Below are 23,150 nucleotides of genomic sequence, written 5' to 3'. Positions count from 1 at the left end.
GTCAGTTCCGTCGCGACGGCGCGGTCGTCGTCACCCGGTTCGCCACTGGTGGTCGGGCAGGAAGCGCACGTCGTAGCGCTCGGGGACGACGTCGAACTTGTGGGGGGCCGGGACCACGGGCCGCTGTGGCAGGCCGAGTTGCTCGGCGGGCGCGCCGAAGGTTTCGAAGAACCGCTCGAAGGTGCCTCCCGGGCCGGCGGCGACGCCGACCACCTGACTGTGGTGGCGCTCCATGCGGTAGGCGTGCCGGCAGTTCTTGGGTACGAAGCCGAAGTCGCCCGGGGTGAGCAGCTTTTCCTGCTGGTCGCCTTCGGTGTCCTCGACGAACAGCCGGACGGCGCCCTGGGTGATGTAGAAGACCTCGTGGGTGTCCGTGTGCAGATGGGCCGGGATGACGTCCCCTTTGGGGCCTTCGACGGTGAAGAAGTTGAAGGTGTTCTCCGTCTGCTCGCCGCCCGCGTAGATGGTGATCAGGTCGCCGAAGAGATGGGCGCGGTCGCCCTCGCCCTTCTCGATGAAATACGGCTTGCCGGGCTCCGGGGGAATGCGCGACGCCTGCCGGTAGCGGGTCGCGTACTCGATGGTCATGTGTCGTCTCCGTGGATCGACCTTCGCCAGGAACGTCAGGCAGCCTGACATGAGAGCCTGTTCGGAAGCAAGCGCCCGGGTGCGAGCCCGGCCCGGTCGTGAGGAACAGATGCAGTCCACCCGCCGCAACCTCCCCCAGTTGCTCGGCGACGCCCGACGCTGGTTCGAAGAAGGGCTGTTGGCCGCCATGCAGGCGGCCGGAGCCACGCCGGTGTCCCCGACGCAGGCTCAGCTCTTCGCCGTGCTGGACGACCAGGGCACCACCGTGTCCGAGCTGGCCCGGCGCATGAGCGTCACCCGGCAGACCGCGCACCAGGCCGTGCACAACCTCCTCGCCGCCGGACTGGTCGAGCAGGTGCAGGACCCGGCCTCCGCCCGGCAGCGGTTGATCCGGCGCACCGAGCTGGGTGTGCGGGCGCACCGGCAGGCCGGCATCGTCCTTGAGCGGCTGGAAGAGCAGCTCGCCGAGCGCATCGGCCGCGAGGCGGTCGACGCCCTGCGGGCGGCGCTGGAGGCCCCGTGGGGCCGACCGCCCTCGCCGAGCTCACGGTGAGACCGCTCGCTGCCGGAGAAGAGGGGGCGAGGGTGGCTTCCCCGTGGGGGTGCTCGCGGGGATCGAGTCCGGCGGTAGTGGCAGGGGGGTCGGTAGGAGTTCCGTCGGCGGGGTGTTGAGCTGCGGCGCAACAGGGAGTGGCACGGCGTGCGGTAGTGGGTGCTTTCGTCGAGGCCGTCATGCGCCCCTGGTGGCGCCGGCCGTCCTGCGCACTTCATGTGCGCTTTCTCGCTGGCGTCTGGCCTGCGGCCTGGCCTCGTAGGGCGTCCGGCCGTCCGGGGCTCCGTTCGGTCCGTTGCCTGTGTGCGGCGGGCCGCGTGGGCGGCGCGGTCGGGCGGGGGTCGCGCGACCGCGCCGTGCCGGGTTCTCCTCGTGGGTTTTCGGCTCGATATCTGTGTTCGTGAAGGAAGAGTTTCACGGTTCGAGCGGTCAGGGTTTTTGTCGCGACGCGCGAAGGGGAATCGGGCAGCGCGCGCGGGCCCTTCAGACGTGCTACTGTCGATATCAGTTGCAGTTGTGGTTCCCAAGCTTCAAGTGCCCCCTCTCGGTTCCTTCGGGTGGGAGCACTTTTGTATTTCCGGTCATTTCCGGGCGGGGTAATCATCGCGGCGACACGGGGTCCGCGCAGTGTGGATTCCGGTGTACTGCCCCAAAGGAGATATGACATGGCTACTGGCACCGTGAAGTGGTTCAACGCTGAAAAGGGCTTCGGCTTCATCGAGCAGGACGGCGGCGGCCCCGACGTGTTCGCCCACTACTCGAACATCGCCGCTCAGGGCTTCCGTGAGCTCCTCGAGGGCCAGAAGGTGAAGTTCGACATCGCGCAGGGCCAGAAGGGCCCGACGGCCGAGAACATCGTTCCGGCCTGACGCTGATACGCACTCCGTAGTCGGGGCCCGCATCCTTCCGGATGCGGGCCCCGGTTGCATGTCCGCCCCGCAGTGGTTCGACCTGCGGGGTGACGCGGAGGGGTGCGCGGCCCCGGCTTGAGGTGGCTGCTCCTCCGGAGGCGGTGAGGTGGAGAATGCCGCCCTGAAGGGCTGCACCGCCCGTTGATGTTCGGATTTCACGCTTCCGTCGCGTTGTCCGCTCCGCGCCTGGCCCTGCGCCCGCGCAATTTCGCCGGCGAAACATTTCTTCTTCCGCCTTGGCCGTAGGTGTCGTTTTTCCCTGCCGCTCGTCGCCGTGCATCGCTACGCCCAGCCGGTGCATGCCCGGCCGTCCGGCCCCCCCCCGGCCCCGGTGTCCGGCCGTCCCCTGCCCCGTCGCGGTGCCTCGATCGCGCGGCTTGCCGCTTGCCGCCCGCCGCTCGGGTCGCCGTGCCGGCCCGAAGGGCTTGCCTGCGCGGCCGGTGGTCGGTGACCACGGGCCACCTGACCGCGAGCCCGCGGCACGCCCTCGGGGCCGTGCGGGCCGTGGTCGGGGGTGCTCCGGGTGCCGGAGTCGGGCGTCCGGTCTGCCCCGGCCCGCCCCCGTAGGCCGGCGGCGCAGGTTAGCTCCTCTTCGAGCGGTCAAAAATCTATGCCCGCCGGAGTAGACATTGCATGGTGCTGTGGCTATGGTTTCTCTTGTAGCCGAGATCGAGCAAGGCCCGGCAGAGACGAACTGCCGGGCAGAGGTACAAGCAGTTCGCAGCACGGTGCGGTGGTGGAGTTCCGGAGCCAGGGTTGTCGTAGGACGGTGACGGAGCTGACGACCGGACCGGGTGGCCCGCAGTGATCAGGGGCCACCACGAGCAGTACGCAGTACCCGTTTGGTAAGTGATCGGTCCAGAGGGAAGAACGGAGGGCTTCGGCGCCATCAGGATCGCCCGGGTAGCAGCCAGCGGCTCGAGCCCGGGTACCGCAGGACATCGATAGGTAGGTGGTCTCCGGTCACGCATCCGCGATCCCCGCACGTCCCGCCCTCTGCCGGGTGGGTCTGCGGAACAAGTAGGCCGGTGCAGCACTAGGGCCGGCAGATGGTGTAGCAGTTCCTTCGGGGCCCTGGTGCCAGTACGGCACCAGGGCCCCTCCACGCGTGACACTGAGAGGTGAGATGACAGCAGACGATTCCTTCGGCCGTCTCGACGACGACGATTACCCCGCCTACACCATGGGGCGGGCTGCCGAGATGCTCGGTACCACCCCCAACTTCCTCCGTGCCATCGGAGAGGCCCGGCTGATCACCCCGCTGCGCTCGAAGGGGGGCCACCGCCGCTACTCCCGCTACCAGCTGCGCGTCGCCGCCCGCGCCCGGGAGCTGGTCGACCAGGGCACCCCCATCGAAGCCGCCTGCCGCATCGTGATCCTCGAAGACCAGCTCGAGGAAGCCCAGCGCATCAACGCGGAGTACCGCCGCGCCGCCGAGGACCGACGCGCCGCGGGACCGCCCACGCCTCCGGCCGCGGCATGAGACGGGTGCGCCCGCCGGTGCCGGCGGGCGCCACGCGCGGCGCCGTTGTGATCGTTCCTGTGGCGACGCGGTGGGTGGGCGTGTAGCGTCTGCTCCAGCTGTCGTGGTTCGGAGTTCCCCTTTGCCCACGCCTCAGGCGTGGGCATCTTGCTGTGCTGTGCTGTGCCGCACGAACCAGGGCGATCACCTCTGCCTCCCACATGCAGTGGCAGGCGTCATCGACTGGAAGGCATGAACATGGCTACGGGCACTGTGAAGTGGTTCAACGCGGAGAAGGGCTTCGGCTTCATCGCCCAGGACGGGGGCGGCCCGGACGTCTTCGCGCACTACTCCGCCATCAACTCCTCGGGCTTTCGTGAGCTCCAGGAGGGGCAGACCGTGACGTTCGACGTCACCCAGGGCCAGAAGGGCCCGCAGGCCGAGAACATCACCCCGGCCTGACCCTCCAGCCCTTTCCCGAGGGCTCGCGCACCGCGCGTCCGGTGACCGCCGCGACCCGTGGGGGCCAGAGGGCCGTGCGTTTCCGTGCTCCAGCCGGACCGTGCGGACCCGTTCCCGCGCCGGGGCGTCGACCAGACCGGTGAAGCACGATCTCAGGGCCGCGCAGCCATGGCTGCGCGGCCCTGAGCCGTCGAGGTGGACAGGGCGCCGCGGGCACCGCGCGCCGGCCCGGGCGCCACGTGCCCTGCGCCTCCGCCCGGAGAGCGGACGCTCAGACGCCGGTCCAGGCGTCGACGAAGGCCTTCCGGCCGGCCGGATCGTCCGAGCCGCGGTCCGCGTGCAGGACGCGCCAGGCGGTCAGCTCCAGATCGCGGAGCCACAGTTCTCCGATGACCTGTGTCTTGAGGTCGGGAAGGTGGTCGGACTCGGCGAGGGCCTCACCGATCACGTCCCCGGCGGCGACGCGCTGGGGCGGGGTCATCTCGTCGACGGCCGAGAGGATCTGTCGGGCCAGGTCGATCCCTTCTCCCGCGAGGGAACGCCGCACCAGCGCCTTCATGTTGACGGGCAGCAGGTACGCGGTGCCCGAGGCCCTCCACAGGTCCGACCAGAAGCGCTCTCCTGCCTCGGTGGGGGCGGGCAGCGCGGCCAGCAGCCCGAGGAGGTGGCCGGTGGCCGCGTACCCGCCGGAGTGGGCGGCCGCGACGACGGCGATGCCGGCGACGCCCTCCACATCGAGGTGGCCGACTCCCAGGTGCGGAGCCAGGCCCAACCGGTGTTCCAGCTGGAGTGCGAGGGGGGCGGACACGTGGGGGCGGACCTCAGGAAGCATCGGCGATCCTTGCGGTAGGCGAGCGGAGGAGCCCGTTCGGAAGCCCTGATCGTTCCCATGACCGGGCGATCTACTCGGCTTCGGCAGGCCCGATCGGTGGCGACGGCGACGGGGCCGCAGCCCACACGGTGACGAAACGGCGCATGCCCGGCAACGTGATTTCGGGTTCCGGACCGGCGCATGCCCGGCAACGCGATTTCGGGTTCCGGACCGGCCTCCTTCCGTCCTGCCGGGTGGTGCCTCCTAGCATGCTCACATGGTTGCCAGTGACGCCCAGGAGTTCGAAGGAGGACGGGAAGCCGTGTCCCGCCACGCCGCTGAAGTCGAGAGTGGTCACGTCGCCTCAGCGCCCGGAGAACGTCATGAAGGCGGGCCGGCCCGCGAACCACGAGCCGGCGACACAGCCGGCAGCGGCACAAGCGACACAGAGGAGAGCACCGGCCCGGTCGCCGCCCTGGTGGAGCGGGCGTCGGACCTGGCCGAACCGATCAAGCCGAGGCTGCGTGGCTGGCTCCACGTCGGAATGGTCCCTGCCGCGCTGATCGCGGGCATCGTGCTCATCTGGCTGGCCCGTACCCCCCAGGCGGTCCTGGCCTGCACCGTCTACGCGGTCACCGCCTGGCTGCTGTTCGCCACGAGCGCCGTCTACCACCGGGGTACCTGGGGGCCGCTCGGCGAGGCACTCCTGCGCCGTCTCGACCACGCCAACATCTTCCTGATCATCGCCGGCACCTGCACCCCGCTGGCCGTGCTCCTCCTCCCGCCGGACCAGCGGTCCCTGCTGCTGTGGATCGTGTGGGTGGGCGCGGCGGTCGGCATCGCGTTCCGGGTCCTGTGGGTCGGTGCCCCCCGCTGGCTGTACACCCCCTGCTACCTGGCCCTGGGGTGGGCACCGGTGAGCTACCTGCCCGACTTCCTGCACGCCGGCGGAGTGGCCGTGCTCGTCCTGGTCGTGGTCGGCGGTCTCCTCTACAGCGCGGGCGCGGTGGTCTACGCCCTTCAGCGGCCCGACCCCTCACCCCGCTGGTTCGGCTTCCACGAGGTCTTCCACGCGCTGACGGTGGCGGCCTTCACCGCGCACTACGCCGCCATCGCCCTGGCCGTCTCCTGACCCGCCCGGTCCTCGCCCCGAGCCGACGGCGGCCGTGACCAGGGCGCGTCGACGCGGGCCCCGGGGCAGCCGTCGGGTCACCGCCCGGGAGCCGTCCGCCTCGTCCGCCCCGCCTGTCCCGTCCACGACGGGGCGGAGGCGTCGGCGAGGTCGGCACCGGTGTCGGCGTCCCGCCGGGAGTGGCCGACACCGTGCCAGTCCAGGCACATGACGGTCGCGTCGTCCTGCAGGTGGCCGTCGTTCGCGTCGACGACCGCCGCGATGAGGGTGCGGGCGGCCTCGCGTGGATGCAGCGCGCGGGTGCGGACGACCAGGTCGGACAGGTCGGAGCTGATGGCGTTGCGCTCCAGCATGCCGTCGGTCAACATCACCAGCCGGTCACCCGGCCGCAGGTCCAGCGACTGGACCCGGTAGGTGTGCGGGGCGTCGAAGCCGAACGGCATGTCGATCTTCGGAGTGATCTCCTGCACCTGCCCGTCCCGCATCCGCAGCGGCCACGGGTGCCCGGCGTTGATGAACTCGGTCCCGCCGTCGATCAGGCTGATGCGCAGCAGCTGACCGGTGACGTAGCCGTGGCGGCCGTGCTCGCGCATGGCCCGGTCGGCCTGGCGGGCCTGTTCGGCGAGGTCGGCGCCGGCCCGTCGTGCCCGGCGCAGGGCGCCCACCAGCAGGGTGGCCAGCAGCGCGGCGTCGACGTCGTGCCCCATGGCGTCGGTGACGGAGAGCTGGACCGTGTCCCGGTCGATCACGTAGTCGAAGGTGTCGCCCCCGACGTGGTCGGCGGGCTCCAGCGCCCCGGCGACCGCGAACTGCGCCGCCTCGCACGCCAGCGACGCCGGGAGCAACCGGTGCTGGATCTCCGCGGCCAGGCTCAGCGGGGTGGTGCGGCGGCCCCACTGGTACACGTCCGTGTAGGACCGGTTCGCGATGACGATGTACGCCAGGGCGTGCGCGGTCTCGCCGATCTCCCGCATCACCCCCGCGTCCGGCGCCGACGGCAGGAACAGTTCCAGCAGCCCGATGGCGTCCCCGCGGTTGGTCACCGGGGCGACGACCCGCACCAGCGTGGCCTCGCCCCGGTCCTCCACCCGCGGCCGCTGGGTGCGGATCACGTCGTCGTACAGGGTGCCCCGCAGCGTGATGCGCCGCGCGGGCTCGTCGGTCTCGACGCTGCCCGCGGCCCCCAGCCGTACGACCGAGCCGCCGGTGAAGTCGGTGATCAGGAACGACACGGACGCGGCCCCGAGGTGTTCCCTCAGCATGCGGGCGACCACGTCGAGCGACTCCACGGGAGCCGAGCTCTCCGCCGCCGCCAGCGTCCCCGCCAAGGTCATCGCCTCGCCCCGGCCCCACCCGTTCCCGGGAGCACGAGAGCTCGGCTCACCCTCCCCGTCAGGCTCGCATACGGTCACGATGACTCCTCGCTCACTGGTGGCCCGGGCCCCGTCCCAGGGGTGCGAGGGCAGGCACAAGCCCGGTGCCGGGCAGAAGTCATTGCACCACGGCGCGCCCGAGGGGGCGCACCTCTCAGCCGACCGTTCCTTGCACGAGCAGGCGGCGGGCAGTCGGCCCACGCCGCCTGCCGGTGTCCCGCTCCAGGGCGCTCACCGGCGCCCGACGCCGCACGGCGATACGGAGCGGCAGGTGTGCGCCGAGGAAGTCAGCCGCCTGCCGAGGGAAGCAGCAGGCGAAGGGGGCGGAGGGGGCGTGCGGCCTCCTCGCTGAGCTGTCCGGGGTCGTCGAGAGGCACAGGTCCGTCGTCCTCCGGCCCGTACGGCTCCCTCCCCGTGCGACTGGGGTCGGAGCCCGCGTCCCGGGCCCGGCCGGCGGGTTCAGCGGCGGTCGGACACTCCGGGGCCGTACGGACGCCCCCCGGGGTGCCGGGCCGTCACGTCACCGGGTCCTCGTGGAGGGCGACCACGTACCGGTCGCCGTAAGGGTCGTCCTGGTCCTTCGGCGTCAGCAGGAGCGTCAGCGTGGAGCGGTCTCCGGCGAAGCGGACCTCGACGGACGCGTCCTTCTCGCCGAGGCCGAAGTCCGCCGTGGCCGGGCGTCGGGCCGCATCACCCCAGCGTGCCAGCCAGCGCTTCGCGTCCTCGTCCGCTCTGTCGCCCTCCCCGGCGAGCTCGGCCAGGCCTTCGGCGTCGCGCGCCCTGAGCCGGGCCAGAACGTGTTCCGTGACGGAGAGGCTGCCTGGCGTCGGGCGCCCGGTGACGGTCAGGTCGAGCTGGGACGTCCCGTTCCTGATGCGCTCGGGCGTCTTGTCGGTGGAGAGGGCGTCACAGCCTCCGAGAAGCAGTACGAGTGCTCCCGCGACGCAGACCGATCTGCTCGCTCGCTTCAACTTCGCTCCCGCCCGATGTGTCGATGCGGCTCAGATTATCGTTTCTCCCACACCGCACCGGCGCCGCGGTCGGTGGCACCGGCCGGGCACCGGCACCGCGCAGGGCGGGCCGGATGTGCCGGCCGTGCGTACCTGGGGGACCGGCGGGACCACCGGGGCCTCGGCGGCGAAGCGCGCATGGCGGTGAAGCGCGCATGGCGGTGAGATGCGCATGGCGGTGAAGCGGGCAGCGTCACGCGAGCGGGGGGTGATCGGACCGTGCGTCCGTGTGCGAGGGTGGCCCCCGCCGGGGTGTCGTCGTGGAGGGGAGGGGACGGCCGTGATGGACGGGTTGCTGCCGGCCGAGGTGCGCGTCGTCGAGGTCTTCCACGATCCGCCGGGGCTGCCGTTGCTCGGTGCGGAGGCGGAGCAGGTGCGTCGTGCGGTCGACAAGCGGCGCCGGGAGTACACCACCGTCCGCTGGTGCGCGCGGCGGGCCCTCGCCGGGCTGGGCGTCGGGCCCGTGCCGATACCGCGCGGTGAGCGCGGGGCGCCCCAGTGGCCGGACCGGATCGTCGGCAGCATGACGCACTGTCAGGGCTACCGGGCGGCGGCCGTGGCGCGCGACACGGACCTGCGCGCCCTCGGGATCGACGCCGAGGAGCACCTGCCGCTCCCGGACGGAGTGCTGGGGCTGGTCGCGTCGGAGGGCGAGCGGGCGCACCTCGCGGAGCTGGCCCGTGCGCGTCCGGACGTGCACGGGGACCGGCTGCTGTTCAGCGCGAAGGAGTCCGTGTACAAGGCGTGGTTCCCGCTGACCCGCCGCTGGCTCGGTCACGAGGAGGCCGAGCTGGCCTTCGCCGTGGACGGGACGTTCACGGCGCGTGTCCTCCCGCGCGACCCGGCCGTTCCGGCGGAGGGCTTCAGCGGGCGGTGGGCGGTGGACGGGGGGCTGGTGGCCACCGTCGTGACCGTACCGCCACCGCGCCGGCGCGCGGGCGGATGCGCTCGCTGAGGGCTACGCGGCCTGGGTCCCGGGGCGTTTGAAGACCTGGCGGCCGTGCCAGAGGACGAACCGCGGGTCGACGGTGGGGCGGCCGGGGCGGGGCGCCGCGACGGGGCGGCCGTGGAGGTCGTCGACGGCGCGGCCGGCCGGTCCGCGGGCGACGTACAGCTCGGAGACCTGGATGCGCAGGTCGGGGAGGAGCCCGAGGACGCCGAGGTCGAAGAGGGCGTGGTGCAGGGAGCACAGGGACAGGCCGTTGTTCACCTCGTCCGGGCCGTCCTGGCTGTGCCAGCGTACGTGCGCGGCCTCCAGGCCGACCGGGTGGCGGCCGAGGGCGCCGTCGAACCCGCAGAAGGCGCAGGCGTACGCGTAGGCGTGCAGCACCTCCTCGGTGAAACCGGCCCTGCGCCGGCGTCGCTTCCGTCCGGCGGGGGTGTGCGGCGCGGTGCCGGCGGGGGCGGAGCCGATGTCGGTGGCGAGGTCGGCGCCGGGGTCCCCGGCGAGGCCCGTGCCGAAGTCTCCGGAGGGGTCCGCGGTGAGGTCGTCGGTGAGGTCGAGCCCGACGGCGTCGCAGACCGGTGCCTCCAGCGCGGGGGTGAAGTGCTGTTCCAGCAGGAGGCGAACCGCCGTGGCCAACGTGCCCGGCTCCGCCAACAGCGCCTCGACGTGCGGGTGGAGGCGGCCGTGCGCCCCGCGGGCCCGCAGGGCGCCGCCCCGCTCCGGCGTGTCCGGGCCGATCGCGCGGCCGTCCCGGTCGCGCAGCTCCCACAGCTCGCGCTCCAGGTGCACGAACGGCATGGCCGCCCGCTCCCGCGCCCGCGCGGGGCTGGTCACGGCGGGCCCGAAGTCGTTGATCAGCCGGCTGACCGGCTCCTCGGCCTCGTCGTACGAGACGGCGGTGCTGCCGGAACCGGCGAACCTCCCCAGCAGCCACAGCACGAGCAACGGCTTGTGCGGTGCCCGCCGCCCGCCCACCTGGGCCCGCCGCAGTGCCGACAGCGCGTCCAGCAGCTCGTCCCGCGTCACGGAACCTCCCCCATGTCCGCCCCGTGTCCCCCCGTCCGGCTCCGCGCGGCCGTGTCCGGGTGGCGTGCCCGCTGATTCTCGCAAGCCTTCCCGTCGCGGTTCCACTGACGGCCGCGCGGGGCGGGGGCGGGCGCGGAGGCGGGGAGGAAGGGCGAGGGGAGTGGTGGGGTGGTGGGGCGAGGGGCCCGTGTGGGCGGGCCCCTCGGCCCGGTCAGGCGAACGCCACCCGTGCCACGGGGGCGAGCCGTCCCTCGTCGAGCAGGGCGCGGCAGCGGAAGCGCTGGATCTTTCCGCTGGGCGTCTTCGGGAGCACCCCGCGCGCCAGGAACAGGCACTCCGCGAGCGCGACGCCGGCCTTCTCCATGGCCAGCGAGGCGGCCTCCTCGGCGATCGGCCGGAAGTCCTTCGGGTTGCCCTGGGGTTCCACCATCAGCACGAGCCGGGACGTCCCCGAGCCGCCCGCGTCGACGAGGGCGGCGCAGCCCTTGCGGACGTTCCTCAGGGAGTCGACCGCCGACTCGATCTCGGAGGCGTAGACCTTCCGCCCGCCCACCGACAGCATGTCGTCGGCCCGGCCGAGGACGTACAGCTCGTCGTCGCGCACGAAGCCGAGGTCGCCGGTGTGCAGCCAGCCGTCCCGGAACCGCGCGGCGGTGCGCTCGGGGTCGGCGTGGTAGCCGACGGCGAGGCTCGGTGACGACACCTGGATCTCCGCGATGCTGCCGCCGCTGCCCGCCCGGACCGACACCCCCGGCAGCGTCACGCCGTTGGAGACCAGCCGGGCCGCCTTCGGGTGGTCGGGCGCCACCTCGATCACCGTGCCCTCGACCAGCGCGGGACCGTCGAACGCGAGCGCCCTGGGCGCCTGGGCCCACGGCTTCCCGGTCACCGCGAGAGTCGCCTCGGCCATCCCGTACGCGGGCTGGAAGGCGGTGTCGGACAGGCCGAACGGCCGGAACTTCTCCGTCGCCGCCGCCAGCGTGTCCCAGTCGACGCGCTCCGCCCCGATCACGGCGGCCCGCAGCTTCAGCTCCCTGGGCAGCGCCCCCCGGCCCTGCGCCCGCGCCGCGAGGTACACGGCGGTGCTGGTGCCCGCCGTCATCGTCGCCCCGTACTCGGCCATGTCGCGGAACCACGTGCGCGGCGCCATCCCGAACCGTTCGGGCGACGACAGCACGAAGTCGAAGTCGTACGCCCACGAGTACAGCAGGCAGCCGAACATGCCCATGTCGTGCGAGAGCGGCAGCCAGGAGGCGACCGTGTCGGCGCCGGGGCGGCCGCCCGTCAGGTGCAGGATGATCTGCAGCTGCTGCTCGATGGCCCGGGTGGTCAGCGCGCATCCCTTGGGGGTGCTGGTGGACCCGGACGAGTACTGGACGAAGGCCACGTCGTCCCGGCCCGGCGGGCTCGGCTCGACGCGTCCCCCGCCGCGCAGCGACGACCAGCCGCGGACCGGCAGTTCCTTGCCGAGCTTCGGCGGGACCATGTCGGTCAGCCCCTCGTCGACCAGGAGCAGCGTCGGGTCCAGCCGCGCGGAGAGCGCCACCAGCTGCTCGCCGTACGCCTCCCGGCCCTGGCCGCGGGTCGGCAGCGGCAGGGAGGCGACCGCGCCGCCGGCCAGCCAGATCGCCAGCAGTCCGCGGACCGTGTCGGGCGTGTTGGTGAGGACGGCGGCGACGCGGGTGCCCGGCCCGACGCCGAGGCCGCGGAGCTCGGCGGCCATGCCGTGGGCGTCCCTGACGACGTCCCGCCAGGGGGTGTGCGCGAACCCCTCGCCCGTCCACTCGTGCAGTACGCCGTGCGTCGCCCCGTCGGTCAGGGCCCTGAAGAACTCCATGTACGTGATCCCCGTCTACTCGTCTGCTCGTCCGGTGGCCGCGCTACTCGACGTCCACCAGCGAGGCGTCGGCCTCACGGGCATCGCGGCGGCGCTCCGCGAGGGGCGCGATGTTCTGCTGGGTCTCCAGGAGTTCCCTCTTGTCCATGGAGGCCGCGTTGACCCGGCTTACCCCCGCCTCGCGCATCTCCATGCGGTCGGGGTCGATGCGCACGACCTTCCAGGCGAGGCGGGTCTTCTCCAGGCTCCAGATGAGGATCGCGGAGAGGTCGACCTCGTACCACTTCATGCCGTGGCGGGCGGAGCGCGGGAAGGCGTGGTGGTTGTTGTGCCACGCCTCGCCGAAGGAGGGGAGGGAGAGCCAGGCGACGTTGCGGGACTGGTCGGTGGTGTCGAAGCGGCGGCGGCCGAAGACGTGCCCGACGGAGTTGACCGCGTAGGTCATGTGGTTGATCAGGAAGATGCGGACCAGGCCGCCCCAGAGCATGCCGGTCAGGCCGGCCCGCCAGTCGCCGCCGGTGAGGGCGTAGGCGAGGAGGCCGGGCAGCACGACACCGGCGGCGGTGACCAGCAGGAGGTGCTCGCTGAGCCAGCGCAGCGGCTTCTCGCGCACCAGGTCCGGGCAGTAGCGCATCGGGTCGGAGGTGAGGTTGACGTCGAAGAGCCAGCCGAGGTGGGCGTGCCAGAGACCGGCCATCGTGCCCTTGAAGCCGGGCTCGAAGTCCAGGTGGGGGCTGTGCGGGTCACCGGGCTTGTCGGCGACGCGGTGGTGCTTGCGGTGGTGGGCCGCCCAGATCAGCGGCGGGCCCTGGCCGGCCATCACCCCGGCGGTGGCCAGGGCGACGCGGATGGGCTTGTACGTCTCGAACGAGCGGTGGGTGAGCATCCGGTGGTAGCCGGTCGAGATGCCGAAGCCCGAGACCGCGTACATGAGGACGAGGACCACCACGTCCGACCAGCCGAAGATCTCGTTCCACAGCAGGGCCATGGCGCCGGCCACCGCGATCAGCGGTATCAGCGACGCCCCGAGGATGAACCACCGGTGTTTTCTGCCGTCCATTGTCCTGTGCCTCTCACGTGCGGGAGTCGGGAGTCGGGAGTGCCGGCCGGCGGGCGGGTGCGGGAGCCGGTCCGCGCGGTGCGGAAGACCGGCAGCACCACGGCGCGCAGCACGGGGAAGAGCAGGGCGCGGGGCGTGTGGCGGCCCGCGAGGTACTGGGCCTTGGCGACCGGGCCCGGGACCACCACGCGGCGGCCCCGTGCGAGGCCGCGCAGGCCCGCCTCGGCGACGCGCTCGGGGGTCAGCCACGCCAGGAACCGCCGCTCCTGGAGCCGTGCCATGCCGCCCACCGCGTAGAAACCGGTGCGGACGGGGCCCGGCGCGAGCAGGGTGCAGCGCACCCCGCTGCCGCGCAGTTCGACGTGGAGCGACTCGGCGAAGGCGTTGGCGAACGCCTTGCCGGCCGCGTAGGTGGCCGCGGTCGGTACGGGCTGGCAGCCGGCGGTGGAGCCGGTGATCAGGATCCCGCCGCGCCGCCGCGCCAGCATGCCCGGGAGCAGGGCCTGCGTCAGTGCGTGCAGCGCGACGACGTTGACCTGGACCTGGGCGCTCTCCTGGGCGGGGTCGTTCTCGTGGAACGGCCCGCAGGTGGGGAAGCCCGCGTTGGCGCAGAGGACCGAGACCGGCTGCCCGCCCAGTTCCGCCGCGAGCGCCCGCCGCGCGGCCGGGTCCGCGAGGTCGCAGGTCCGCACGCGCACGGGTACGCCGTGCCGGCCGCGCAGTTCCCCGGCGAGCCGTTCGAGGGCGTCGGTGGAGCGGGCGACGAGCCACAGCCCGTACCCGCGCGCGGCCAGACCCCGGGCGAGGTGCTCGCCGATGCCGGAGGAGGCGCCGGTGACCACCGCCCAGTCGGCCGGGGCGCCCGCGCCCCCGTCCGCGCCGCCGCCCGCACTCCCGGGGCCCGTGTCCCCGCTCGCGCCGCCACCCGGGCCGTCGCCCGGTTCGCGGTGCGCGCCGCCGCTCACGCCGCCGCCCGCGCGGGCGCCGAGGGGGAGGTGAGGTGCGCGGCGAGCCGGCCGGCCGCGGCGCGGCCCGTCCGCGCGCACGCCTCGATGGACACGCCCTGGATGTAGTCGCCCGCGAGCTCCAGGCCGGGCATGTCCGCGACGCTCTCCCGGACCTCGGCGAGGAAGTCGGCGTGGTAGGGGAGGTAGCCGCTGTAGGCCGCGTCCCAGTGCTTGACCAGGAGGTTGACGCGCTCGGCGCGCGGTGCCCCCAGGTACCTCACGAGGCGCTCCTCGGTCTCCCCGGTCAGCCGGTCGATGTTCTCCGGGCTGAGGTCGGTCAGGCGCCCCTCGCGGCCGCTGTAGGTGTAGCGGACGATGTGCCGCTCCTCCATGCCGTACGAACCGGCGTTGCTGCACGGCCCGTCGTCCATGGCGAGCGCGCGCACGTCCGGGCCGAAGACGGGCCGGTCGTACTCGACGAGGACCACGGTGGACGGGAAGTACCTCACGTCCGACAGCCGCCGGGCGAGCGCGGGCCGCGCGGAGCGGACGATCCCGGCGGCCGCGTGGGCCGGTGTGGCCAGCACCACGCCGTCGTAGTCGCTGGTCCGCGCGGGCGCCCCGCCCTCGGAGACGCGCAGCCCGGTGACCCTCCCGTCGCGGACCACCAGGTCCTCCACGGTGGCGCCGAGCCGTACCGGGACCCGCTTCACGAACGCGTCCAGCACCGGCTGGATGCCGCCGCTCAGCTGGTCGTAGTGGTCCATCAGCATCGCCAGGTTGGTGCCGAACGTGCCGGGGTGGACCTCGTCGGGCTCCGCCCCGTTGTTGCGGATGACCATGGGACGCACCAGCATGTCCGTCATCTCGCGCCCGAAGAACGAGCTGAGCGGGGAGTGGTCGTGGCGCCGCGAGACGCCGCTGAAGTAGCGCGAGCCGAGGAAGCGGTTGCGGTCGTCGGCGCGGATCCGCGCCGCCATCGCCGCCATCCGCGCGACGTCGCGCGACGAGCCCATCCGCCGGATGTTCCTCAGCGTCCGGCCCCGCCGCTCGCTGTCGAGGGTGAGGACCTCGCCGTCCTTGATGCGGGAGGCGTTGTAGCCGAAGGACTCGTACGCGTCCGCGCCGAGCTCCGAGGTGAACCAGCGGAACGTGTGGTAGCGGCGGCCGATGTTCTTCCCGCCCGTCATGACCTGCCGGTCGCCGAGCTTGTCGAGGCCGAAGCGGCCGCCGAGTATCCCGGCCGCCTCGATGAGCTCGACGTCGTACCCGAGGAGGTCGAGGCGGAGCGCCGCGGTGAGGCCGGAGACGCCCGCCCCCACCACCGCCACGCGCCGCCGGTCACCCGTGTGTGTCACTGCCATGGCTCGGACTCCTACGCTCGCGCGGTCGATCGGGGACGACGCGGTGCCGCGTCGGGAAGCAGGTCGACGCGGCCCTCGACGACCGGTCTGCCGAACTGCCGCAGGACCACGGACACCGGGACGCGGCCGTCCGCGCCGGGGGCGCCGACCTCCGCCTCGTGGACCAGGTCGGCCTCGAACTCGGCGAAGTCCAGGAAGGCCGCCTCGCAGCCGACGGTGAGGGCGTCCGGGGCGGCCGGCACCCCGGCCCGGCAGGCCGCGGCCAGGGCGGCCTGCCGCATGCCCTCGACCATCAGGGGGCCCGGCACGTGGTCGTACTCGTGGTCGAAGAAGGCCGGGTGGTGCGGGTCCGCCGCCAGCAGGCAGCGGAACGCGCCCCCGTCGGACCCGCCGTCCGGCCACGCCTGCCCCTCCGGCAGGCCGACGACGACGTTCCGCGGGTTCTCGCGCCCCACCAGGCCGGCGTCGAGCCGCCGGGCCGGGGTGAGGCGGGCCTCGGCCACGGGCTTCTGCCCCCGCTGGAAGGCCCGGAAGACGTCGTAGTCCTCCTGCGACATGAAGGCGAGGACCGCGTTCAGGGTCATCGCCGGGCGCCCGCCGACCTCCATCACGCCGTCGAGGACCATGCCCACCACGTCGGAGCCCCTGCCCCGGCGCTCGGCGACCCGGTAGTGCACGTACCCCTGCAGCGCCGACGTGCCGTCGTGGGCGTACGCCTGGGGGTCCGTCACCCGCAGCGAGATCCGCTGGAGGCTGAAGGGCAGCCCGACCGGCACCCCGACGTGGCGGTGCAGCAGCACGAAGATGGACTGCCGCGCCGCCTCCGCGGACGCCAGCGGGTCATGGAAGCCCGCCGTCCGGTCCGACCACAGGCTGTGGGCGCGCGGGATCTGGAAGGCGAGGTGGAAGTCGTCGTCGGACCCCTGCGCGGAGTCGGTGACGAACACCTCGCCGACCTGCCTGCGGTGGGCGAGGGCGCGCGGCACCGTCCGCTCGAAGCCCAGGTCGATGCCCGGGGGCGGCAGGTGGCCGCGTGCGGCGGTGTGCGGGTACGTGCTGGTCATCGGCTCAGCTCCGGTTCGGACGTGTCCTGCAGTACGGGGCGCGGCTCCGGGCCGCTCCGGAAGACGGGCCGGCGCATCGCGTTCCTGCGCCGGAGCTCGGTGGTCGCGAGCCGCCGCAGCTCGCCGAGCGCGGCGCGGCGCCGGCCGGGGGCGCGCAGCAGCTGCCCGCCCGTGGCGCCGAGCACCCGCGCCGGGGTGAGGACCTCCAGGACGGAGGCCCGGTGGCTCAGCAGGTTCAGGACGCCGTCGACCCGGCCGCGCGCGTGCAGTGCGCGCACGACCCGCGGGACGACGCCCGCGATGGGACCGGCCACGCCCAGGTCCGCCGCCAGGCCGTAGTACTCGGCGTAGGTGCGGTCCCGCCAGCGGCCGAAGTCCGTGACGGCGCGGTCGAGCCGGGCGTCCGACCCGATGGCGTCACCGACCGCGTCGGCGAGCCGTTCCGCCTGGTGGAAGGCGTCGCCGATGCCGCGCCCGCCCGCCGGGTCCTTGAAGTGCCCGGCGTCGCCGAGCAGCACCCAGCCGGCGCCCGCCGCCTCGCGGAAGTAGCCGAAGAAGCGCCGGATGCCGTAGATCCTGCTCGCCCGGGTGGCGCCCGCGAGGGCCTCGGCGATCGGCGCGCAGCGCAGCGCGTGGGCGCGCAGGGAACCGTCGAGGTCGGCGCGGAAGCTCTCCCGTTCGTGCCGCTGCGGGGAGACGCCCACGATGTACAGGCCGTTGTCGGCGGGGCCGCCCAGCATGTGCCGGTCGCCCCAGCGGTGGAAGACGAACGTCGGCCGCGGACCGGTGTCCGCGCCCTCGAAGTACGTCCAGTAGTAGCTGCGTTCGCCGGGACTCACGTGGTACATGCGGGCCCCGCACGCCTCGGCGACCTTCGAGTTCCGTCCGTCCGCGCCGACCACCAGGCGGGCCCGCAGCCGCGCCTCGACGCCGCCCGCCACCGCCCGGACCCCCGTGACCCGGCCGCCCTCACGGATCACCCCGACGACCCGGGTGCCCAGCCGCACCTCGGCGCCGGACGCGCGGGCCGCGTCCACCAGGACCGGGTCGAGGACCTCGCGGCGGACGCAGGCGGCGCCGCCCACGTCACCGGGCTCCTGCGGGAACGCCTCCCGGCAGCGGAACCCCTCCAGGCGCATGTCGACGTGGCTCATGGTGGTGACCCCGGCCGCGCGCAGCCGCTCCATCACGCCGAGGCGGTTCAGGAACGCCAGGGAGTCGGCCTGCAGGATGTTCGAGGAGAGCGTCGAGCGGATCTCGGTGGCCTGGTCGAGCACGGCGACCCGCAGGCCGCGGCGCGCGAGGAGCGCGCCGAGCGTGGCCCCGGCGCAGCGCGCGCCGACGACGACGACGTCGTACTCCGTGGTCGTGGGCTGCCCGGGCCCCCCGGTCGGCCCGCTCACGAGGCGCCGTTCCAGCGCACCGCCGCGGCGGCCGCGAAGTCACCGGCGTGCGCGAACCCCGACATCACCACGAGGTCGCCGTCGCGCAGCTCACCGGCGCGGGCCGCCCGGTCGAGGGTGACGGGCACGGCGGCCCCGTACAGGTTCCCGTAGCGGTCGAAGGTGTCCAGGTGCCGTGCGGCGTCCAGCTTCAGGGCCTGCCGCCAGTTCTGCAGGAAGATCCGGTTCGGCTGGTTGGTGACGAGCACGTCGATGTCGGACGGCTGCTCCCCGAGGTCCGCGCACAGCTCCCCGACGAGCTCGGGCACCAGGGTGTTGCCGCGCTGGAGGATCTCCGCCGCCTTGGCGGGGTCGAAGGCGATGTCCATCTGGCCCTCGCCCGGCTCCCAGTACCTGCGCCCGTCCGGGGTCTTGATGCCGAGGTCCACCGAGTGCGCGGGGATGCTGCGGGTCCGTACCCCGAGGAGCGGCGAGCCCGCGCCGGCCTCCAGGTAGGCCACGCCGCAGCCGTCGCCGGGGATCGGCGCGTGCGACCGCTTGCGCACCTCGGACTGGGCGAACATCCGTCCCGCGGTGTTCTGCACGTTGGCGACCAGCGCGGTGCGCGCCGCCCCGTCGGCCATGATCTTCCGGGCCAGCGCGAGCATGTAGGGGAAGGAGGCGCAGCCGCCGTTGTGCAGGTCCACGATCCACTCGGGGTCGATGCCGAGGGCGTGCGCCGCCTGGGCGCCGACGCCCATGAACGGCTCGTCCGGCAGCAGCACGTTCGTGAGCAGCACGTCGACCCGGTTGGCGGGGCCCCTGCCGAGGCGCTCGAAGAGCGGCCGGGCCGCCTCGGCGATCATGTCGGCGGCCCGTTCGCCGGGAGCGACGTGGTGCCGGGTCGGGGGCACGCGGAACAGCGGGGTGTGGGCGAGCGGGTCCACCGGGGCGTCCCCGTCCAGGAAGAACTCGGGCCCCACGACGTTCTCGGGCAGGTAGCTCCCGAAGTCGACTATGCCGACCGGCTGCATGACAGTTCCTTTCGAAGCCATTCCTCGACGGCGCGTGCCGTGTGAGCGGCGTGATCCTCGAGGAGCGAGAAGTGGTCGCCGGGCACGGGCGCGACGGTGCCCGCGGCCCGCCAGAGCCGCCAGCCGGCGCCGTCCGGGGCGTCGGGGCCCTGCTCGGCGGTGAGGAGCAGCGCGGGCGCCGTCAGCGGGTCAGCCGTCCAGTCGTCGAACAGCCGCAGGTAGCCGCCCATGGCCGGCACGTCGTCGTCGAGGCCCGCGGGCCCGCCGTCCCTGGCGAGGACGCGGCCCATCGCCCAGGCGAACACCGCCTGCTGCTGCGCCGGTTCGGGCTCGTACGTGTCGATCAGCACGACCCCTTCGACGCGGTGCCCGGCGCGCTCCAGCGACGCGGCGGCGGCGTGCGCGAGGACGCCGCCGATGGAGTGCCCCGCGAGGACCAGCGGGGCGCCGCCCGCGGTGTGCAGCGCGGCCGCGGCGAGGCTGTCGACCGCCGCCCGCCACGAGCCGGGCACCAGCGGTGAGGCGCCGAAACCGGGCAGGGTGAGCGCCGACATCCGCGGCCGGTGGGCGAATCCGGCGGCGAACCGCGCGAACTGGTGCGGGCCCGAGCCGGCCAGGAAGGACGGCACGCACACGACGGCGGGCGCGGCGGGCCCGTCGGAGACGAGCACGGACTCCGGCGGTCCCGGGGGCCGGTCGGCGGCGGTGAAGGTGGGGAGGTCCGCCGCGGCGGTCCGCAGCAGCGGTACGGCGTCACCGAGCCGCCCGCGCCGGTGCAGGTCCCGCAGCAGGGCGGCGGGACCGTCCCCGGCGCCGGGTGCGGGCGCGTCGGGGCGGCTCGGGTCATGGGAGGTGCGGGCGGCGTTCGGGGTGCTCGGGTGACCGGAGGTGCCGGTGGCGCTCGAGAGGCCGGATGTGCTCGACAGGTCGGCCGCGTTCGGGGCGCCGGGGGCGGGCGCGTCGCTGGGTGCGGACGTGGCGCCAGGTGCGGTGACGGCTTTGGGTGGCGCTGCGGTGTCGGGTGCGGACGTGGTGTCGGGCGCTGGTGTCGTGGCGTCGGGTGTGGGGGTGGCGCTCGGGTCGCTCGGGGCGAGCAGCGGGCGCAGGTGCTCCGCGAGGGCCGCCGGGGTGGGGTGGTCGACCAGGAGGGTGGCCGGCAGGGCCAGCCCGGTGACCGTGGCCAGGCGCCGCTGGAAGCGGACGGCGCCGAGCGAGTCGATGCCGAGCTCCGGCAGCGTCAGGTCCGGGTCGATCCGCGCCCCGTCCTCGTAGCCGAGGACGAGGGCCATCTGGGTGCGGACCAGCCCGAGGACGTCCCGCTCCCCGCCCGGCGCCTCCGGCGCGTCCCGGTCCGCCGGTCCCTGCCCGCCCGGTGCCGGATCCGCCCGGTCCGCGGACGGCGCGGGGCCCGTGCCCCGTACGGTCTGCGGCACGTCGATCCAGTGGCGGCGCGCCTGGAAGGCGTACGTCGGGAGCGACACCCGGCGGGCCGCGTCCCGGGGCAGGAGGGCCGCGAGGTCGCCGCACGCGCCGTGCGTGTGCAACTCGGCGAGCGCGGCCATGAGCGCGGCGGGCTCGGGCGCGTGCCCGTCGAGGGCGGGGACGACCACCGCGGCGTCCGGGTCGCGCAGGCACGGACGGGTCATCCCGGTCAGCACCCCGCCCGGCCCGAGCTCCAGGAACGCCGTCACCCCCGCGCCCTCCAGGCGGCGCACCCCGTCGTGGAAGCGGACGGGGCGCTCGGCGTGACGGACCCAGTAGTCGGGCGTGGTCAGGTCGGTCGCCTCGGCGAGGGTCCCCGTCACGTTGGAGACGATCGGCACGGTCGGCGCGCGGTAGCTCAGGCTCCCTGCCACGGCCGCGAGTTCGTCGAGCACCGGCCGCATGAGAGGAGAGTGGAAGGCGTGGCTGACGCGCAGCCGGCGGGTGCGCCGGCCCCGCTCCCGCCACGCCCGCTGCCAGGCCGCCAGGGGCTCGGTGGCGCCGGACACGACGACCGAACGGGGCCCGTTCACGGCGGCCACGGCCAGCCGGTCGTCGCCGCGCAGGCTCCGCAGGACCTCGTCCTCCGTCGCCTCCACGGCGACCATCGCGCCGCCCTCCGGCAGGGCCTGCATCAGCCTGCCGCGCGCGGCGACCAGGGCGCTCGCGTCCGCCAGGGACAACACCCCGGCGACGTGCGCGGCGGACAGCTCGCCGATCGAGTGGCCCATCAGGAAGTCCGGGGTGAAGCCCCAGGACTCGACGAGCCGGTACAGGGCCACCTCCAGCGCGAACAGCGCCGGCTGCGTCCAGCCCGTGCGGTGCAGCAGCTCCGCCTCGGCACTGCCCTCGGGGGCGTCCATCACCCGGCGCAGAGGAAGGTCCAGATGCCGGTCGAGCTCGGCGCGGGCCGCGTCCAGGGCGTCGGCGAACACCGGGTGGGCGGCGGCCAGACCGCGGCCCGCGCCGGCCTGCTGCGACCCCTGCCCGGAGAACAGGAACACGGTCTTCCGCGACCGTGCCGCCACCCCGAGGACGGCGTTGCCCGGCAGCTCCCCCGCGCCGAACGCCGCCAGCCCGGCGAGGAGTTCGGTACGGGTGGTGCCGGTGAGGACCGCCCGGTGGTCGAAGCGGGCGCGGGTGTGGGCGAGGGCGGCGCCGATCTGGAGGGGGGTGGCGTCGGGTCGTGCGGTGGTGAGGTGGGTGTGCAGGCGGCCGGCCTGGGCGCGCAGGGCGGCCGGCGTCCTGGCGGACAGCACCCACGGCACCACCGGCAGGGCCGCCGGCTCAGGCCCCTCCCCGGCCCCGGCGGACGCGTCGGGCGGCGCCTCCTCCACCACGACGTGCGCGTTGCTGCCGCTGATGCCGAACGAGGACACCCCCGCCCGCCGGACCCGTTCGCCGCGCGGCCACGGGACGGCCTCGGTCAGCAGGGAGACGCCGCCACCGGACCAGTCGGCCTTGGACGTGGGCCGGTCGACGTGCAGCGTCCGGGGCAGTACGCCGTGACGGAGCGCCTGCACCATCTTGATCAGTCCGCCGACGCCCGCGGCGGCCTGGCTGTGCCCGATGTTGGACTTCAACGAGCCCAGCCACAGCGGCCGCGCGGCGGTCCGCCCCGGGCCGTAGACCGCCGCGAGGGCGTCGACCTCGATGGGGTCGCCGAGCGTGGTGCCCGTGCCGTGCCCCTCGACCGCGTCGACGTCGTCGGGGCGTAACCGGGCCGCGGCGAGCGCCTGCGTGATGACGCGCTGCTGGGAGCGGCCGTTCGGGGCGGTCAGGCCGTTGCTGGCGCCGTCCTGGTTGACCGCGGAACCCGCGACGACCGCCAGGACGCGGTGGTCGTTGCGGCGCGCCTCGCTCAGGCGCTCCAGCAGGACGACCCCGACCCCCTCGCCCCAGCCGGTGCCCTCGGCGGCCTCCGCGTACGAGCGGCACCTGCCGTCCGGCGAGAGGGCGCGCTGCCTGCTGAACTCGGTGAAGACGCCCGGTGTGGACATCACCGTCACCCCGCCCGCCACGGCCAGCGCGCACTCGCCCTGGCGGAGCGCCTGGACGGCCATGTGCACGCTCACCAGCGACGACGAACAGGCCGTGTCGACGGTGAGGGCCGGACCCTCGAACCCGAGCACGTACGAGACGCGGCCGGAGAGCACGCTGCCCGCCGAGCCGATGCCCCAGTAGCCCTCCAGCTCGTCCGGGCCCGACCGCGCCAGCTGTCCGTAGTCCTGGCCAGTCGTCCCCACGAACACACCCGTCGGCGAGCCGCGCAGGCTCCCCGGGTCGATGCCCGCGTCCTCCAGCGACTCCCAGACGGTCTGCAGGAGCAGCCGCTGCTGCGGGTCCATCGCCAGGGCCTCGGTCCTGCCGATGCCGAAGAACTCCGCGTCGAAGTCCGTCGCCCCCTCCAGGAACCCGCCGGCCCTGGCGTACGTCGTGCCCGGGTGGTCCGGGTCGTCGTGGAAGAGCCGCTCCAGGTCCCAGCCGCGGTCCGCGGGGAAGTCCGCGACCGCGTCGCGCCCGGCGGCCACCAGGTCCCACAGGCCGTCGGGCGAGGTCACGCCGCCCGGGTAGCGGCAGGCCATGCCCACCACCGCGATCGGCTCGTACGCCCGCTGCTCGGCCTGCCGCAACCGCTCGCGCGTGGCCTGCAGCTCGGCGGTGACACGCTTGAGGTACCGCAGTGTCCTGTCGTCGTCCGGCATG

19 protein-coding genes are annotated in these 23,150 nt (G+C 74.0%); 6 read left to right on the top strand and 13 right to left on the bottom strand.

Going from position 1 to position 23,150, the window contains the following annotated elements; genetic code table 11:
- Positions 1 to 30 precede the first annotated feature (30 nt).
- On the bottom strand, positions 31 to 588 hold the full coding sequence (locus ACF053_RS20835; protein WP_391955264.1) for a quercetin 2,3-dioxygenase: 558 nt from the start codon (positions 586 to 588) through the stop codon (positions 31 to 33).
- A 109-nt stretch (positions 589 to 697) separates the two neighbouring features.
- On the opposite strand from ACF053_RS20835, the gene ACF053_RS20830 reads away from it, so the two are divergent.
- From ACF053_RS20830 to ACF053_RS20815, 4 genes are all read left to right on the top strand, one after another.
- Positions 698 to 1,141, top strand: coding sequence for a MarR family winged helix-turn-helix transcriptional regulator (locus tag ACF053_RS20830; protein ID WP_391955263.1), 444 nt, complete (start codon positions 698 to 700; stop codon positions 1,139 to 1,141).
- Positions 1,142 to 1,806: 665 nt separating this feature from the next.
- Complete coding sequence (locus ACF053_RS20825; RefSeq protein WP_058943069.1) at positions 1,807 to 2,010, top strand: cold-shock protein; 204 nt, start codon at positions 1,807 to 1,809, stop codon at positions 2,008 to 2,010.
- A gap of 1,168 nt (positions 2,011 to 3,178) precedes the next feature.
- The gene (locus ACF053_RS20820) at positions 3,179 to 3,535 is read left to right on the top strand and encodes a MerR family transcriptional regulator (RefSeq protein ID WP_391955262.1); all 357 of its coding nucleotides are present in this window, start codon (positions 3,179 to 3,181) and stop codon (positions 3,533 to 3,535) included.
- Positions 3,536 to 3,772: 237 nt separating this feature from the next.
- Entirely contained in the window at positions 3,773 to 3,976 is a 204-nt protein-coding gene (locus tag ACF053_RS20815) for a cold-shock protein (RefSeq protein WP_048475199.1), read from the top strand.
- A gap of 271 nt (positions 3,977 to 4,247) precedes the next feature.
- Here ACF053_RS20815 and ACF053_RS20810 read toward each other — a convergent pair whose 3' ends face one another.
- A complete protein-coding gene (locus tag ACF053_RS20810) occupies positions 4,248 to 4,808 on the bottom strand; it encodes a hypothetical protein (protein WP_391955261.1) in 561 nt (186 codons plus the stop codon).
- A gap of 256 nt (positions 4,809 to 5,064) precedes the next feature.
- Here ACF053_RS20810 and trhA point away from each other — a divergent pair, with 256 nt between their 5' ends.
- Positions 5,065 to 5,919: a PAQR family membrane homeostasis protein TrhA gene (gene trhA / locus ACF053_RS20805; protein WP_391955260.1), complete on the top strand. Its 855-nt coding sequence runs from the start codon at positions 5,065 to 5,067 to the stop codon at positions 5,917 to 5,919.
- 77 nt (positions 5,920 to 5,996) lie between these two features.
- Here the strand turns inward: trhA and ACF053_RS20800 are convergent, their stop codons facing one another.
- The gene (locus ACF053_RS20800; RefSeq protein WP_391955259.1) at positions 5,997 to 7,253 is read right to left on the bottom strand and encodes a PP2C family protein-serine/threonine phosphatase; all 1,257 of its coding nucleotides are present in this window, start codon (positions 7,251 to 7,253) and stop codon (positions 5,997 to 5,999) included.
- 554 nt (positions 7,254 to 7,807) lie between these two features.
- Positions 7,808 to 8,263, bottom strand: a complete 456-nt coding sequence (locus tag ACF053_RS20795; protein ID WP_391955258.1) for a hypothetical protein — start codon at positions 8,261 to 8,263, stop codon at positions 7,808 to 7,810.
- 319 nt (positions 8,264 to 8,582) lie between these two features.
- Between ACF053_RS20795 and ACF053_RS20790 the strand changes: the two genes are divergently transcribed.
- Positions 8,583 to 9,257 carry a 4'-phosphopantetheinyl transferase family protein gene (locus ACF053_RS20790; RefSeq protein WP_391955257.1) on the top strand — a complete coding sequence of 225 codons (675 nt, stop codon included), beginning with the start codon at positions 8,583 to 8,585 and terminating at the stop codon, positions 9,255 to 9,257.
- Between the two features lie 3 nt (positions 9,258 to 9,260).
- Here ACF053_RS20790 and ACF053_RS20785 read toward each other — a convergent pair whose 3' ends face one another.
- From ACF053_RS20785 to ACF053_RS20745, 9 genes are all read right to left on the bottom strand, one after another.
- Complete coding sequence (locus tag ACF053_RS20785) at positions 9,261 to 10,274, bottom strand: phosphorothioated DNA-binding restriction endonuclease (protein WP_391955256.1); 1,014 nt, start codon at positions 10,272 to 10,274, stop codon at positions 9,261 to 9,263.
- Positions 10,275 to 10,485: 211 nt separating this feature from the next.
- Positions 10,486 to 12,111, bottom strand: a complete 1,626-nt coding sequence (locus ACF053_RS20780; protein WP_391955255.1) for an AMP-binding protein — start codon at positions 12,109 to 12,111, stop codon at positions 10,486 to 10,488.
- A 43-nt stretch (positions 12,112 to 12,154) separates the two neighbouring features.
- Entirely contained in the window at positions 12,155 to 13,171 is a 1,017-nt protein-coding gene (locus tag ACF053_RS20775; RefSeq protein ID WP_058943062.1) for an acyl-CoA desaturase, read from the bottom strand.
- Entirely contained in the window at positions 13,126 to 14,136 is a 1,011-nt protein-coding gene (locus ACF053_RS20770; RefSeq protein WP_391955254.1) for an SDR family NAD(P)-dependent oxidoreductase, read from the bottom strand. The genes ACF053_RS20775 and ACF053_RS20770 overlap by 46 nt, the downstream gene beginning before the upstream one ends.
- Positions 14,133 to 15,482: a protoporphyrinogen/coproporphyrinogen oxidase gene (locus ACF053_RS20765; RefSeq protein WP_391955253.1), complete on the bottom strand. Its 1,350-nt coding sequence runs from the start codon at positions 15,480 to 15,482 to the stop codon at positions 14,133 to 14,135. The genes ACF053_RS20770 and ACF053_RS20765 overlap by 4 nt, the downstream gene beginning before the upstream one ends.
- An 11-nt stretch (positions 15,483 to 15,493) precedes the next feature.
- On the bottom strand, positions 15,494 to 16,546 hold the full coding sequence (locus tag ACF053_RS20760) for an AfsA-related hotdog domain-containing protein (protein ID WP_391955252.1): 1,053 nt from the start codon (positions 16,544 to 16,546) through the stop codon (positions 15,494 to 15,496).
- Positions 16,543 to 17,949, bottom strand: coding sequence for an NAD(P)/FAD-dependent oxidoreductase (locus ACF053_RS20755; protein WP_391955251.1), 1,407 nt, complete (start codon positions 17,947 to 17,949; stop codon positions 16,543 to 16,545). The genes ACF053_RS20760 and ACF053_RS20755 overlap by 4 nt, the downstream gene beginning before the upstream one ends.
- Positions 17,946 to 18,962: a 3-oxoacyl-ACP synthase III family protein gene (locus tag ACF053_RS20750; protein WP_391955250.1), complete on the bottom strand. Its 1,017-nt coding sequence runs from the start codon at positions 18,960 to 18,962 to the stop codon at positions 17,946 to 17,948. Before ACF053_RS20750 ends, ACF053_RS20755 begins: the two co-directional genes overlap by 4 nt.
- Positions 18,944 to 23,149 carry a type I polyketide synthase gene (locus ACF053_RS20745; protein WP_449336537.1) on the bottom strand — a complete coding sequence of 1,402 codons (4,206 nt, stop codon included), beginning with the start codon at positions 23,147 to 23,149 and terminating at the stop codon, positions 18,944 to 18,946. The genes ACF053_RS20750 and ACF053_RS20745 overlap by 19 nt, the downstream gene beginning before the upstream one ends.
- Position 23,150: the final 1 nt, after the last annotated feature.

Source organism: Streptomyces kanasensis (assembly GCF_043077165.1).
In the GTDB taxonomy this organism is placed as follows: Bacteria; Actinomycetota; Actinomycetes; order Streptomycetales; family Streptomycetaceae; genus Streptomyces; species Streptomyces changanensis.
The sequence above is the reverse complement of the archived record's forward strand: the minus strand, read 5'-3'. Positions and strand labels throughout refer to the sequence as shown.